The organism is Streptococcus gwangjuense, from assembly GCF_003627155.1.
Lineage (GTDB): Bacteria > Bacillota > Bacilli > Lactobacillales > Streptococcaceae > Streptococcus > Streptococcus gwangjuensis.
Genome location: NZ_CP032621.1, coordinates 1,284,287 through 1,298,121, shown reverse-complemented (window position 1 = coordinate 1,298,121; position 13,835 = coordinate 1,284,287). Strand labels below are relative to the sequence as shown.

At 42.0% G+C, this 13,835-nt stretch carries 10 protein-coding genes; all 10 read left to right on the top strand.

What is annotated here, in order from left to right:
- The first annotated feature begins 10 nt into the window (after positions 1 to 10).
- The 10 genes from D7D53_RS06270 to D7D53_RS06220 all read left to right on the top strand — a co-directional run bounded on the left by D7D53_RS06270 (position 11) and on the right by D7D53_RS06220 (position 13,633).
- Entirely contained in the window at positions 11 to 346 is a 336-nt protein-coding gene (locus D7D53_RS06270) for a hypothetical protein (RefSeq protein WP_120770469.1), read from the top strand.
- 33 nt (positions 347 to 379) lie between these two features.
- The gene (locus D7D53_RS06265; RefSeq protein WP_162927883.1) at positions 380 to 667 is read left to right on the top strand and encodes a hypothetical protein; all 288 of its coding nucleotides are present in this window, start codon (positions 380 to 382) and stop codon (positions 665 to 667) included.
- Between the two features lie 145 nt (positions 668 to 812).
- Complete coding sequence (gene secA / locus D7D53_RS06260) at positions 813 to 3,326, top strand: preprotein translocase subunit SecA (protein WP_120770468.1); 2,514 nt, start codon at positions 813 to 815, stop codon at positions 3,324 to 3,326.
- A gap of 80 nt (positions 3,327 to 3,406) precedes the next feature.
- Positions 3,407 to 4,438, top strand: a complete 1,032-nt coding sequence (locus D7D53_RS06255) for a 3-deoxy-7-phosphoheptulonate synthase (protein ID WP_033684855.1) — start codon at positions 3,407 to 3,409, stop codon at positions 4,436 to 4,438.
- A gap of 1 nt (position 4,439) precedes the next feature.
- Complete coding sequence (locus tag D7D53_RS06250; RefSeq protein WP_120770467.1) at positions 4,440 to 5,471, top strand: 3-deoxy-7-phosphoheptulonate synthase; 1,032 nt, start codon at positions 4,440 to 4,442, stop codon at positions 5,469 to 5,471.
- A 44-nt stretch (positions 5,472 to 5,515) separates the two neighbouring features.
- Complete coding sequence (acpS, locus tag D7D53_RS06245; protein ID WP_162927917.1) at positions 5,516 to 5,878, top strand: holo-ACP synthase; 363 nt, start codon at positions 5,516 to 5,518, stop codon at positions 5,876 to 5,878.
- Positions 5,868 to 6,971 (top strand): alanine racemase, encoded by a 1,104-nt coding sequence (gene alr / locus D7D53_RS06240; RefSeq protein ID WP_120770465.1) that lies wholly within the window; start codon positions 5,868 to 5,870, stop codon positions 6,969 to 6,971. Before acpS ends, alr begins: the two co-directional genes overlap by 11 nt.
- Positions 6,972 to 6,989: 18 nt before the next feature.
- The gene (recG, locus tag D7D53_RS06235; RefSeq protein ID WP_120770464.1) at positions 6,990 to 9,005 is read left to right on the top strand and encodes an ATP-dependent DNA helicase RecG; all 2,016 of its coding nucleotides are present in this window, start codon (positions 6,990 to 6,992) and stop codon (positions 9,003 to 9,005) included.
- Between the two features lie 321 nt (positions 9,006 to 9,326).
- Positions 9,327 to 9,782 carry an acetylxylan esterase gene (locus D7D53_RS06225; protein ID WP_120770463.1) on the top strand — a complete coding sequence of 152 codons (456 nt, stop codon included), beginning with the start codon at positions 9,327 to 9,329 and terminating at the stop codon, positions 9,780 to 9,782.
- A 329-nt stretch (positions 9,783 to 10,111) separates the two neighbouring features.
- Positions 10,112 to 13,633 carry an SIALI-17 repeat-containing surface protein gene (locus D7D53_RS06220; RefSeq protein WP_120770462.1) on the top strand — a complete coding sequence of 1,174 codons (3,522 nt, stop codon included), beginning with the start codon at positions 10,112 to 10,114 and terminating at the stop codon, positions 13,631 to 13,633.
- Positions 13,634 to 13,835 lie beyond the last annotated feature (202 nt).

Genomic DNA, 13,835 nt, shown 5'->3' with positions numbered 1-13,835 from the left:
GGTGTTGAAGATGGAACATTTGTTTAAATTCTTACTTTTAGCACCTTACTTTTATTTTGATAACTGGATTGAAAAGGCCAACAGAAATAGTAAATTTTTCCCAATTTTTTACTATTTTTACTGGGTTTACATCCCTCTCTATTCTCTTTTTAGTCTTGCTTGGACAGTTGTTTCAGTTCTGTTTTTCAATATCGTCTTGAGAAATGTGACAGATATCAAGTTTTGGGTCATTTGGTTTCTTTTTATTCTGGTAGCTATTGGTGTGAATTGGTTAACTTATTCCTGTTTCAAAAAAATGTTTCGCTTGAGACGGGAACTAGGGAAGTCTAAGGGTGGAAGGCATTGATTTATATCGGTTTCTATTTATAGGAGGTGGCTTATGGCACATCTAACATCATTTATTACACGCTATTCTAAAGTCTATATTGGTTTAGTTCTGCTGATCTGGCTTGCTTTCTTCTTTCTTCCTTGGGGCAGTCCGGTTCTGGGGATAACGATTGACCTCTTCATCATTCAGAAAGTTTTGCTAGTTTTTGGAATTCTGTCCATTTTGATGGCCTTGATGTCCAAGAAAGTCAGTCTCTTTGTTTTTGGACTTATCTGCTGTCTTTCTCTTTGGATTAATCTATTTATCTTATTTGCTCTTTTGCCAATTTTTGGCAATTAAAGTATCATAAAAGTCAGAGAGGTTAGCTTGGAAACTAGCCTCTTTTTCCTTTTCAAAATGGGGATTCTTCCTTGAAAATAATCAGTAATTGTGCTAAAATTAAAAGAACATTCTAAAATATTCGGAATTTAAAGTAAGGAAAAACATGGCTAATATTTTAAAAACAATTATCGAAAATGATAAAGGAGAAATCCGTCGTCTGGAAAAGATGGCTGACAAGGTTTTCAAATACGAAGACCAAATGGCTGCTTTGACAGATGACCAACTAAAAGCAAAAACAGTTGAATTTAAAGAACGTTATCAAAATGGAGAATCACTGGATTCATTGCTTTATGAAGCATTTGCGGTTGTCCGTGAAGGTGCTAAACGTGTCCTAGGTCTCTTCCCTTATAAGGTTCAGGTTATGGGGGGAATCGTTCTTCATCATGGTGACGTGCCAGAAATGCGTACAGGGGAAGGGAAAACCTTGACTGCGACTATGCCAGTATACCTCAATGCTCTCTCAGGTAAAGGGGTTCACGTAGTTACGGTTAATGAATATCTATCAGAACGTGACGCGACTGAGATGGGTGAATTGTACTCATGGCTTGGTTTGTCAGTAGGGATTAACTTGGCTGCCAAATCTCCAATGGAGAAAAAAGAAGCCTATGAGTGTGATATTACCTACTCAACCAACTCAGAAATCGGATTTGACTACCTTCGTGATAACATGGTCGTTCGCGGTGAAAACATGGTACAACGTCCGCTTAACTATGCCTTGGTCGATGAGGTTGACTCAATCTTGATTGACGAGGCCCGTACACCTTTGATTGTATCAGGTGCTAATGCGGTTGAAACTAGTCAGCTCTACCACATGGCAGACCACTATGTAAAATCTTTGGATAAAGACGACTATATCATTGATGTGCAGTCTAAAACCATTGGTTTGTCTGATTCAGGGATTGACAAAGCTGAAAGTTACTTCAAGCTTGAAAATCTCTATGACATCGAAAACGTAGCTCTGACTCACTTTATCGATAACGCCCTTCGTGCCAACTACATCATGCTTCTCGATATTGATTATGTGGTGAGCGAAGAGCAAGAAATCTTGATCGTCGACCAATTTACAGGTCGTACCATGGAAGGTCGTCGTTATTCTGATGGATTGCACCAAGCCATTGAAGCCAAAGAAGGTGTGCCAATCCAAGATGAAACCAAGACATCTGCCTCAATCACTTACCAAAACCTTTTCCGTATGTACAAGAAATTGTCTGGTATGACGGGTACTGGTAAGACTGAGGAAGAAGAATTCCGTGAAATTTACAACATTCGTGTTATTCCAATCCCAACAAACCGTCCAGTTCAGCGTATTGACCATCCAGACTTGCTTTTTGCTAGCATTGAAGCTAAGTTTAAGGCCGTTGTTAAAGACGTTAAGGCTCGTTACCAAAAAGGTCAGCCTGTCTTGGTTGGTACAGTTGCGGTTGAAACCAGTGACTACATTTCTAAAAAATTGGTCGAAGCTGGTGTTCCTCACGAAGTCTTGAACGCCAAAAACCACTATAAAGAAGCCCAAATCATCATGAATGCTGGTCAGCGTGGTGCTGTTACCATCGCAACTAACATGGCCGGTCGTGGTACCGACATCAAGCTTGGTGAAGGTGTTCGCGAATTGGGTGGACTTTGTGTTATTGGTACAGAACGCCATGAAAGCCGTCGTATCGATAATCAGCTTCGTGGACGTTCAGGTCGTCAGGGAGACCCAGGTGAATCACAATTCTACCTCTCTCTCGAAGATGATTTGATGAAACGTTTTGGTTCTGAACGCTTGAAGGGAATCTTTGAACGTCTCAACATGTCTGAAGAGGCGATTGAGTCTCGTATGTTGACGCGTCAAGTTGAAGCAGCACAAAAACGTGTCGAAGGAAATAACTATGATACCCGTAAACAAGTCCTTCAATACGATGATGTCATGCGTGAACAACGTGAAATTATCTACGCTCAACGTTACGACGTCATCACTGCAGACCGTGACTTGGCACCTGAAATTCACTCAATGATTAAACGCACGATTGGTCGTGTCGTTGATGGTCATGCGCGTGCCAAACAAGATGAAAAACTAGAAGCGATTTTGAACTTTGCTAAGTACAACTTGCTTCCAGAAGATTCTATTACGATGGAAGATTTGTCAGGCTTGTCTGATAAGGCTATCAAGGAAGAACTCTTCCAACGTGCCTTGAAGGTTTACGATAGTCAGGTTTCAAAACTACGAGATGAAGAAGCAGTTAAAGAATTCCAAAAAGTTTTGATTCTACGAGTGGTAGATAATAAGTGGACAGATCATATCGATGCCCTCGATCAATTGCGTAACGCGGTTGGACTTCGTGGCTATGCTCAAAACAACCCTGTTGTTGAGTATCAGGCAGAAGGTTTCCGTATGTTTAATGACATGATTGGTTCGATCGAATTTGATGTGACACGTTTGATGATGAAAGCACAAATTCATGAACAAGAAAGACCACAAGCAGAGCACCATATCAGTACAACGGCGACTCGCAATATCGCTGCCCACCAAGCAAATATGCCTGAAAATCTGGATTTGAGTCAGATTGGACGGAATGAACTTTGCCCATGTGGTTCTGGTAAGAAGTTTAAAAACTGTCACGGTAAAAGACAATAAAATGAGATAGTTTAGAGGCGGATACCTTGTGAAAAGTAAATTTTTACTTGGTATCCGTTTGCTTTATAAGGAGATGAGTTATGGTATTTACAGCAAAAAGTCCTAAAATTAATATTGAAGAAGTTCGTGCCTTATCAAAATTAGAAGGCCAAGCTTTGGAGAGAAAATCACAGCGCGATAAAGAGCTAGAAGCCATTATACGTGGAGAAGACCAGCGGATTCTCTTGGTAATCGGGCCATGCTCATCTGACAATGAAGAAGCTGTCCTTGAATACGCTAAGCGTTTGGCAGCTCTACAAGAAGAAGTTGCAGACCGTATCTTTATGGTTATGCGTGTTTACACTGCCAAACCTCGTACCAACGGAGATGGCTATAAGGGCTTGATTCACCAGCCTAATGCGACGGAAGCGCCAAGTCTCATCAACGGAATTAAAGCCGTGCGCCATCTTCACTATCGTGTCATCACGGAAACAGGTATGACGACAGCTGATGAAATGCTTTATCCTGAAAATCTTCCTCTTGTGGATGATTTGATTTCTTACATGGCGGTTGGTGCTCGTTCAGTTGAAGACCAGCAACACCGCTTTGTGGCAAGTGGGGCAGATTTCGCGACTGGCTTTAAAAATCCAACCTCTGGAAATCTCAATGTTATGTTTAATGGGATTTATGCTGCACAAAACAAACAAAGTTTCCTTTTTCTTGGAAAAGAAGTAGAAACAACTGGGAACCCGCTATCGCACGCCATTCTTCGTGGAGCAATCAATGAGTATGGTAAGAATATTCCCAACTACTACTATGATAATTTGATGGATACCATTGCTCAGTATGAAAAAATGGGCTTGGAAAATCCCTTTATCATCGTCGATACTAATCATGACAACTCTGGTAAGCAATACATGGATCAGATTCGAATTGTCCGCCAGACCTTGATTAACCGTGATTGGAATGAAAAGATCAAGCAGTATGTTCGTGGCTTTATGATTGAGTCTTATCTAGAAGACGGCCGTCAAAACGAACCGGAAGTATTTGGCAAGTCTATCACAGACCCTTGTCTTGGCTGGGATAATACGGAAGCCCTTGTCAGAGAAATCTACCAAACGCTAGGAGAATAAGATGACATTTATTGAAAAAGGTCAAGAAATCGATATTGAAGCAATCAAGGCAGAAACTCAATTGTCTGCGGAAGCCTTGCGACTAAAGGAGCGTCGTGATAGAGAATTGGCAGACATTATTTCAGGTGAAGATGACCGTATCCTTTTGGTGATTGGTCCTTGCTCTTCTGATAATGAAGAGGCTGTCTTGGAATATGCCCGCCGTTTGTCCGCCTTGCAAAAGAAGGTGGCGGACAAGATTTTCATGGTTATGCGTGTTTATACAGCTAAACCACGTACCAACGGAGACGGCTATAAAGGTTTAGTTCACCAGCCAGATACTTCTAAGGCTCCAAGTCTGATTAACGGTTTGCAGGCTGTGCGTCAGTTGCACTACCGTGTGATTACAGAGACTGGTTTGACAACGGCAGATGAGATGCTTTATCCGTCAAATCTGGTCTTGGTAGATGATTTGGTCAGCTACCATGCTGTGGGAGCTCGTTCTGTGGAAGACCAAGAGCACCGCTTTGTGGCCTCAGGGATTGATGCACCAGTCGGGATGAAAAATCCAACTTCTGGAAATCTTGGTGTTATGTTTAATGGCATCTATGCCGCTCAGAACAAACAGACCTTCCTCTTCCATGGTCAAGAAGTTGAGACTTCAGGAAATCCCTTGGCCCACGTCATCCTTCGTGGTGCAGTTAATGAATATGGAAAAAATGAGCCTAACTTTTACTATGAAACTCTGCTAAATGCTATTGAGCGTTATAAAACTATGGGGCTTGAAAATCCCTTTATCCTCATTGACACCAACCATGATAACTCAGGCAAGCAATATATGGAGCAGATTCGAATTGTTCGCCAGACCTTGCAAAATCGTGATTGGAATGAGAAGATTAAAAAGACGGTTCGAGGCTTTATGATTGAATCTTATCTAGCGGATGGTCGTCAAAACCAACCAGAGGTCTTTGGTTGCTCTATTACCGATCCTTGTCTAGGTTGGGAAAACACAGAGGCTTTGGTAGAAGAAATTTATGCTACCTTAACAAAATAAGTGAAAAGGATGGAGTTGGGGGATCTCAACTCCTTTTGATGAGAATGATAGTTGGACACGGAATTGACATCGAAGAATTGGCTTCGATAGAAAGCGCAGTTACACGACATGAGGGCTTTGCTAAGCGCGTGCTGACCGCTAAGGAAATGGAACGGTTTAACAGCCTTAAAGGGCGCAGACAAATCGAATATTTAGCTGGTCGCTGGTCGGCTAAGGAGGCCTTTTCCAAGGCTATGGGAACTGGTATTGGAAAACTGACCTTTCAGGATTTGGAAGTCTTGAACAACGAAAAAGGGGCTCCCTATTTTAGTCAGGCGCCATTTTCAGGAAAAATTTGGCTATCGATCAGCCATACAGATCAGTTTGTGACAGCCAGTGTCATTTTGGAGGAAAATCATGAAAGCTAGTCCACATAGACCGACCAAGGCTCTGATTCATCTGGGAGCTATTCGACAAAATATCCAGCAGATGGGGGCTCATATCCCTGAAGGAACGCTCAAGTGGGCAGTGGTTAAGGCCAATGCCTATGGACATGGTGCTGTAGCTGTTGCGACGGATATTCAAGATGATGTTGATGGTTTTTGCGTTTCCAATATTGATGAGGCTATTGAACTCAGACAGGCTGGACTCAGCAAGCGAATCCTCATTTTAGGAGTTTCTGAAATCGAAGCTGTTGCTCTAGCTAAAGAATACGACATCACCTTGACAGTGGCTGGACCGGAGTGGATTCAAGTATTGTTAGATAAGGAATCAGACCTAACTGGATTGACAGTTCACCTCAAGATTGATTCAGGAATGGGACGAATTGGTTTTCGAGAGGCTTGTGAGGCTGAGCAGGCTCAAGACTTGCTCCAACAACATGGTGCTTGTGTTGAAGGGATTTTTACCCATTTTGCGACTGCAGATGAAGCATCAGATGCCTACTTTAATAAGCAGTTAGAACGGTTTAAAACTATTTTGGCTAGTATGAAGGAAGTTCCAGAGCTGGTACATGCTAGCAACTCGGCAACGACTCTTTGGCATGCAGAGACTATTTTTAATGCCGTTCGTATGGGAGACGCTATGTATGGCCTGAATCCCAGCGGAGAGGTCTTGGACTTACCTTATGACCTGACCCCAGCCTTGACCTTGGAATCTGCTCTGGTTCATGTCAAGACAGTTCCGGCTGGGGCTTGCATGGGCTACGGAGCAACCTATCAGGCAGATAGCGAGCAAGTCATTGCGACGATACCAATCGGCTATGCGGATGGTTGGACACGTGACATGCAGAATTTCTTTGTCTTGGTAGATGGCCAAGCTTGTCCAATCGTCGGCAGGGTTTCGATGGACCAAATCACCATTCGTTTACCTAAGCTTTATCCCTTAGGAACCAAGGTAACCTTGATTGGTTCTAACGGGGGCAAGGAAATCACAGCTACTCAGGTAGCGACCTACCGTGGAACCATTAACTATGAGGTGGTTTGTCTCCTCAGCGACCGCATTCCGAGAGAATATTATTAAAAAAGAAAGGAGTGGAGCATGAATTTACATCAACCCTTGCATGTCTTACCTGGTGTGGGACCAAAGTCAGCAGAAAAATACGCTAAACTAGGAATTGAAAACTTGCAAGACCTCTTGCTCTACTTTCCTTTCCGTTATGAAGATTTCAAGACCAAGCAGGTGATGGAACTAGAAGACGGTGAGAAGGCGGTTCTTTCTGGTCAAGTTGTGACTCCTGCCAGTGTCCAGTATTATGGTTTCAAGCGCAATCGTCTGCGCTTTAGCCTCAAGCAGGGAGAAGTCGTTTTTGCGGTGAATTTCTTTAACCAGCCTTATCTAGCTGATAAGATAGAGTTGGGAGCAACTCTTGCTGTCTTTGGAAAATGGGATCGTGCCAAGGCTAGTTTGACAGGGATGAAGGTCCTGGCTCAGGTGGAAGATGACCTCCAACCTGTCTATCGACTGGCTCAGGGAATTAGTCAGGCCGGTCTGGTCAAGGTCATCAAGACAGCCTTTGATCAGGGGCTGGACCTCTTGATTGAGGAAAATCTTCCCCAGTCTTTGCTGGACAAATACAAACTCATGTCTCGTTGTCAGGCGGTTCGTGCTATGCATTTTCCTAAGGATTTGGCAGAATACAAGCAGGCCCTTCGCCGTATCAAGTTTGAGGAACTCTTTTATTTCCAAATGCAATTGCAGACGCTCAAGTCTGAAAATAGGGTTCAGGGAAGTGGTCTGGTCCTGAATTGGTCTCAGGAAAAGGTGACAGCTGTCAAAGAAAACCTGCCTTTTGCCCTGACTCCAGCTCAAGAAAAGAGTTTGCAGGAAATTTTGACCGACATGAAGTTCGACCATCATATGAATCGTCTCCTGCAAGGAGATGTGGGTAGCGGAAAAACAGTAGTTGCTGGTTTGGCCATGTTTGCGGCAGTGACGGCTGGATACCAAGCAGCCCTCATGGTACCGACAGAAATTTTAGCGGAGCAACACTTTGAAAGTCTACAGAATCTCTTTCCAGACTTGAAATTGGCTCTCTTGACAGGTTCCTTGAAAGCTGCAGAAAAGAGAGAAGTCTTGGAGACCATTGCCAAGGGTGAGGCTGATTTGATTATCGGAACACACGCTCTGATTCAGGATGGGGTGGATTATGCTCGTCTTGGCTTGATTATCATCGATGAGCAGCACCGTTTTGGTGTAGGGCAAAGGCGCATATTACGGGAAAAAGGCGCCAACCCAGATGTCCTCATGATGACAGCGACTCCGATTCCACGGACGCTGGCTATCACAGCATTTGGCGATATGGATGTTTCCATTATCGACCAGATGCCAGCAGGTCGGAAACCCATTGTGACACGCTGGATCAAGCATGAGCAACTACCTCAGGTCTTGACTTGGTTAGAGGGGGAAATCCAAAAAGGTTCTCAAGCCTACGTCATCTCTCCCTTGATTGAAGAATCAGAAGCTCTGGATTTGAAAAATGCCATTGCCTTATCAGAGGAATTGACAGCTCATTTTGCAGGTAAGGCAGAGGTGGCTCTTCTACATGGTAAGATGAAGAGTGATGAAAAAGATCAAATCATGCAGGATTTCAAGGAGAAAAAAACGGATATTCTGGTTTCGACGACGGTTATCGAGGTTGGGGTCAATGTTCCCAATGCGACGGTCATGATTATCATGGATGCGGATCGCTTTGGGCTCAGCCAGCTTCACCAGCTCAGAGGTCGTGTTGGACGGGGGGACAAGCAGTCCTATGCTGTTCTTGTTGCCAATCCCAAAACTGATTCAGGGAAAGATCGCATGCGCATTATGACAGAAACTACTAATGGATTTGTCCTTGCGGAGGAAGATTTGAAAATGCGTGGTTCAGGTGAGATTTTTGGAACCAGACAGTCAGGACTCCCAGAGTTCCAAGTGGCTGATATCATTGAAGATTTTCCGATTTTAGAAGAAGCTAGAAAGGTGGCTAGCTATATCAGTTCTATTGATGGGTGGCAAGAGGATCCAGAATGGCGTATGATTGCCCTTCATTTGGAAAAGAAAGAGTATCTAGATTAAGCTTTCTCTAAGGAAAACTTAAGCTAGCTTTTAGATTTAACCTTTATACTAGAGTCATCAAAAAGAAACGAGGACTCTCACATGACCGTAACGATTAAAGTAAATTACAAAACCACTTTCCAAAAGAAAGAAGCAAAAAATTAAGATTGAGCAGAAGAAGAAAGAGCGAAAATGCTCTTTTTTCATTTCTAAAACTACTTTCAGTCGATAGGTTTGAGGGAGAAAATCTAAAATCTCTTTCTATTTACTCTTCTTTCTTGCAATGCTTTTCTAGATATGCTACAGTTGTGGTAGCGATTACAAAAAATGAAGGAGCATGCTATGAAAAATCCAGCTTTGTTAGAAGACATCAAGACTTATAAAGGACGGGATGAGGTTCCAGAAGACTTTGATGCTTTCTGGGATGAGGAAGTGAAAAAAGTTTCCACTCTTCCAGCCTACCAGTTGGAGGAAAGAGATTTCCATATTTCTCAAGTCAAGTGCTATGAGCTCACTTTTGAAGGAAGCAAGGAAGGCAAGGTCTATGCACGCGTCGTTCTTCCAAAGAGTGATGAGAAGGTTCCGATAATCTTCCATTTCCATGGTTATATGGGGCGTGGCTTGGACGATGATGTTTGCTATCCTATTACCCAGTTTGCGATTTACAACCGTCTGACCTGTGACAAGTCCTATCGTATCATGCCAGAGTATGCTCACGAAGCCATGAATGTATTTGTCAATGATCAAGTTTACAACTGGCTCTGTGGTAGTGAGATTTCTTTTAAGTATATAAAGTGATGAATGAGAGAGCCAGTAGCTCTCTTTTTTGTTATAAATGTTGAAAGTACTTTTAAGAATATTAAAATATTAAAATATTTCTGAAAGTAAAATCTATTCTATGACAAGCTTGAGATAAACCTATGACTTTATTGTATAATAAAGAAAAAGTCTCTAGGAAAGGAGTGAAAGAGCTACTGTTTGGATTACAGCTAGCTAAATTTTGAAAGAGAGAAGGAGAGGAACTCTCGTTTATTAATTACTTTCTTGTGTTTTCCTATGGTCGGGAGTAAAAATTTTAAAACAAAAAGAAAGCGCTTTATTTTTTGGTGATATTGAAAGGTAGAAAGATGAATCAGAAGAATTATGACAGAAAACAAAGATATGGTATTCGTAAATTTGCAGTGGGTGTAGCCTCTGTAACCATTGGTGCTGTGGTGTTTGGAGTAAACCCTGTATTGGCAAATGAACAAGGAAACTCAACTGTAACTGCAGCTGAAAATAACAATCAAGGTTTATCAGAATTACCAAAAGAAGTTTCTTCAGGAAGTCTTGCTCATTTAGATAGTGAATTAGCTGGAAAATTGGCAACAGCAAAAGATAATGGTGTGGAAGTTGACCAGGATAAGTTGAAGAAAAATGAGACTGCTGAAGCAGAGACAACCACTCCAACAAATACACCTGCAGCTGACAATACACCAGCTCCTGCTGATAAACCAGAAACAGATTCTGCAACTACAGAAGCAAGTAACAAGGAGCAAAATAAAGAAGAAGAGGGAGTACTTCCTCGAGATTATTATGCTAGAGACATCGCAAACGCAACTCCAGTAGTAGAAAAAGAAGATGTTGAAACAAATTCGGAAAATGGTCAGCGTGTAGACCTAGCCAGTGAATTAGATACATTGAAGAAACTTCAAAATGCGACCATTCATGTGGAATTCAAGCCAGATGCCAAAGCTCCAGCATTTTATAATCTATTCTCAGTGTCTAGTGATAAGAAAAAAGATGAGTACTTCACAATGGCTGTTCTCAATAATACAGCCTTAATTGAGGGGCGTGATGCAAATGGAGCACAATTTTATGATAAATATACGGATGCTCCATTACAAGTACGTCCTGGCCAGTGGAATTCAGTAACGTTCACAGTTGAAAAACCGACAGAAGAATTACCTCATGGTCGAGTGCGCCTCTACGTGAACGGGGTATTATCTCGAACAAGTCTGAAATCTGGTCATTTCATCAAAGATATGCCAGATGTAACGCATGCTCAAATCGGAGCAACCAAGCGTGCTAGTAATACTGTTTGGGGATCCAATCTACAAGTTCGGAACCTAACTGTCTATGATCGTGCTTTAACACCAGATGAAGTTCAAACACGGAGTCAACTATTTGAAAGAGGTGATTTGGAAAAGAAACTTCCAGAAGGTGCGAAAATCTCAGAGAAAGAAGATGTTTTTGAAGGCGGAATGCATAACCAACCAAATAAAGATGGGATCAAGAGTTATCGTATTCCTGCTCTTCTTAAGACAGATAAAGGCACTCTGATTGCTGGTGCAGATGAACGTCGTCTTCATTCAAGTGACTGGGGTGATATCGGCATGGTCGTTAGACGAAGTGAGGATAAGGGGAAGACATGGAGCGACCGAGTAACGATTACAAATTTACGAGCCAATCCAAAAGCTTCTGATCCATCAATCGGTTCACCAGTGAATATCGATATGGTTTTAGTTCAAGATCCTGAAACAAAACGAATTTTTTCTATCTATGATATGTTCCCAGAAGGGAAAGGAATCTTTGGAATGGCTGATCAAAGAGAAGAAGCCTATAAACAAATCGATGGTAAAACCTACCAAATTCTCTATAAAGAAGGTGAAGACGGCTCCTATACAATACGTGAAAATGGCACAGTTTATACCCCGGATGGGAAACCAACAGATTATCGTGTTGTAGTAGATCCGGTGAAACCATCTTATAGTGATAAGGGTGATTTATATCAAGGGGATCAACTATTAGGAAATATTTATTTCACAAGCAATAAAACGTCTCCATTTAGAGTCGCTAAAGATTCTTATCTATGGATGTCTTACAGTGATGATGATGGTAAGACTTGGTCAGCACCTCAAGATATTACTCCAATGGTCAAAGCTGATTGGATGAAATTCTTGGGTGTGGGTCCTGGAGTGGGGATAACCCTTCGTACCGGTCCAAATAAAGGTCGAATCGTCGTTCCTGTCTATACGACTAACCGTACCAACCACCTCAATGGTTCTCAATCATCTCGAATCATCTACTCAGATGACCATGGTAAGACTTGGCATATGGGGGGAGGTGTCAACGACAATCGTACGCTTTATGATGGTACAGTTGTTGATTCAAGCACCATGAACAATTATTATGCTCAAAATACAGAGGCTTCTGTTGTTCAGTTAAATAATGGTGATCTCAAACTATTTATGCGTGGTTTGACAGGTGATCTACAGGTTGCGACAAGTCATGATGGTGGTCTAACTTGGGACAATAACGTTGATCGCTATGATGTGCCAGATGTTTATGTTCAAATGGCCGCGACTCATACGGTTCAAAATGGTAAAGAGTATATTCTCTTGGCGAATGCGAACGGTCCAGGTCGTAAAAATGGTTATATTCGAGTGGCTCGTGTTGAAGAAGATGGCCAGTTAACTTGGTTGCATCATCATTTGATTCAGGAAGGTGAATATGCTTATAACTCTCTTCAACAAATTGGACCGGATGAATTTGGACTTTTATATGAGCACCATGCTCCAGGGGGGGTTCCATATACACTTTCCTTCAAGAAATTCAACTGGGATTTCTTGACCAAGGAAAGAATTTCTCCTAAAGAAGCAAAAGTAAAATATGCTATTCAAAAATGGCCAGGTATTATTGCGATGGAGTTTGATTCGGAAGTATTGGTAAATAAGGCTCCGACCCTTCAGTTGGCAAATGGCAAGACAGCAACCTTTATGACCCAGTATGATACAAAAACTCTCCTATTCACAATAGATCCAGAGGATATGGGTCAAAGGATTACAGGTCTAGCTGAGGGTGCAATTGAAAGCATGCACAATTTACCAGTTTCTTTAGCTGGATCTAAATTAAGCGATGGCATAAATGGAAGTGAAGCTGCGATAAATGAAGTTCCAGAATTTACAGGTGGAGTTAATGGCGTTGAGGCTGCAGTAACTGAAGAAGCTCCTGAATATACAGGTCCATTGGCAACAGTAGGAGAAGAACCAGCACCAACAGTAGAAAAACCAGAATTTACAGGTGGAGTTAATGGCGTTGAGGCTGCAGTAACTGAAGAAGCTCCTGAATATACAGGTCCATTGGCAACAGTAGGAGAAGAGCCAGCACCAACAGTAGAAAAACCGGAGTTTACAGGTGGAGTGAATGGAGTAGAAGCTCTTGTAACAGAAATTCCTGAATACACTGGTCCCTTAGCAACAGTAGGAGAAGAACCAGCACCAACAGTAGAAAAACCGGAATTCAAAGGGGGTGTAAATTCAGTTCTAGCAGCTTCAAATGAGGTTCCGGAATATAGAGGTGGTGCTAACTTTGTCTTGGCAGCTTCAAATGCTCTTCCTGAGTATAAAGGAGGCGTTAATGGCTCTGAGGCAGCAGTCCATGAAGTGCCAGAGTACAAGGGAGAAACCAAACCAGTCTTAGCAGCTGCAAACGAACATCCAGCTAAGAAGTTATCTCTTGGACAAGATGCTACTTATCAAGCACCAGCGGCTAAACAAAACGAGCTACCAAATACTGGAAGTAAAGAAAATACAACCCTTATTTCTCTAGGATTAGTGACAAGTTTCTTATCTGTCTTGACATTAGGAAAGAAACGAAAAGAAGACTAGACTAGGTCTTGAATAAAATGAATTTAGCTCATCGTTAATGATAAAAGAGATAGCCCATTTTAAAGTTGGCTATCTCTTTTTATCATTTTAGATGCTAAGCGAATTGAGAATAAGACAAAGCTGAAACTACTTTCAGAAACGGCTGTTCTATAAAATACTTTTGAAACTGAAATCTATTCTACCACAAACCATTGAAAGCGCT

Bases quoted from the DNA above. Each gene is read 5' to 3' on its own strand.
- D7D53_RS06270 (WP_120770469.1), top strand. From the start codon at position 11: ATGGAACATTTGTTTAAATTCTTACTTTTAGCACCTTACTTTTATTTT.
- D7D53_RS06265 (WP_162927883.1), top strand. From the start codon at position 380: ATGGCACATCTAACATCATTTATTACACGCTATTCTAAAGTCTATATT.
- secA (WP_120770468.1), top strand. From the start codon at position 813: ATGGCTAATATTTTAAAAACAATTATCGAAAATGATAAAGGAGAAATC.
- D7D53_RS06255 (WP_033684855.1), top strand. From the start codon at position 3,407: ATGGTATTTACAGCAAAAAGTCCTAAAATTAATATTGAAGAAGTTCGT.
- D7D53_RS06250 (WP_120770467.1), top strand. From the start codon at position 4,440: ATGACATTTATTGAAAAAGGTCAAGAAATCGATATTGAAGCAATCAAG.
- acpS (WP_162927917.1), top strand. From the start codon at position 5,516: ATGATAGTTGGACACGGAATTGACATCGAAGAATTGGCTTCGATAGAA.
- alr (WP_120770465.1), top strand. From the start codon at position 5,868: ATGAAAGCTAGTCCACATAGACCGACCAAGGCTCTGATTCATCTGGGA.
- recG (WP_120770464.1), top strand. From the start codon at position 6,990: ATGAATTTACATCAACCCTTGCATGTCTTACCTGGTGTGGGACCAAAG.
- D7D53_RS06225 (WP_120770463.1), top strand. From the start codon at position 9,327: ATGAAAAATCCAGCTTTGTTAGAAGACATCAAGACTTATAAAGGACGG.
- D7D53_RS06220 (WP_120770462.1), top strand. From the start codon at position 10,112: ATGAATCAGAAGAATTATGACAGAAAACAAAGATATGGTATTCGTAAA.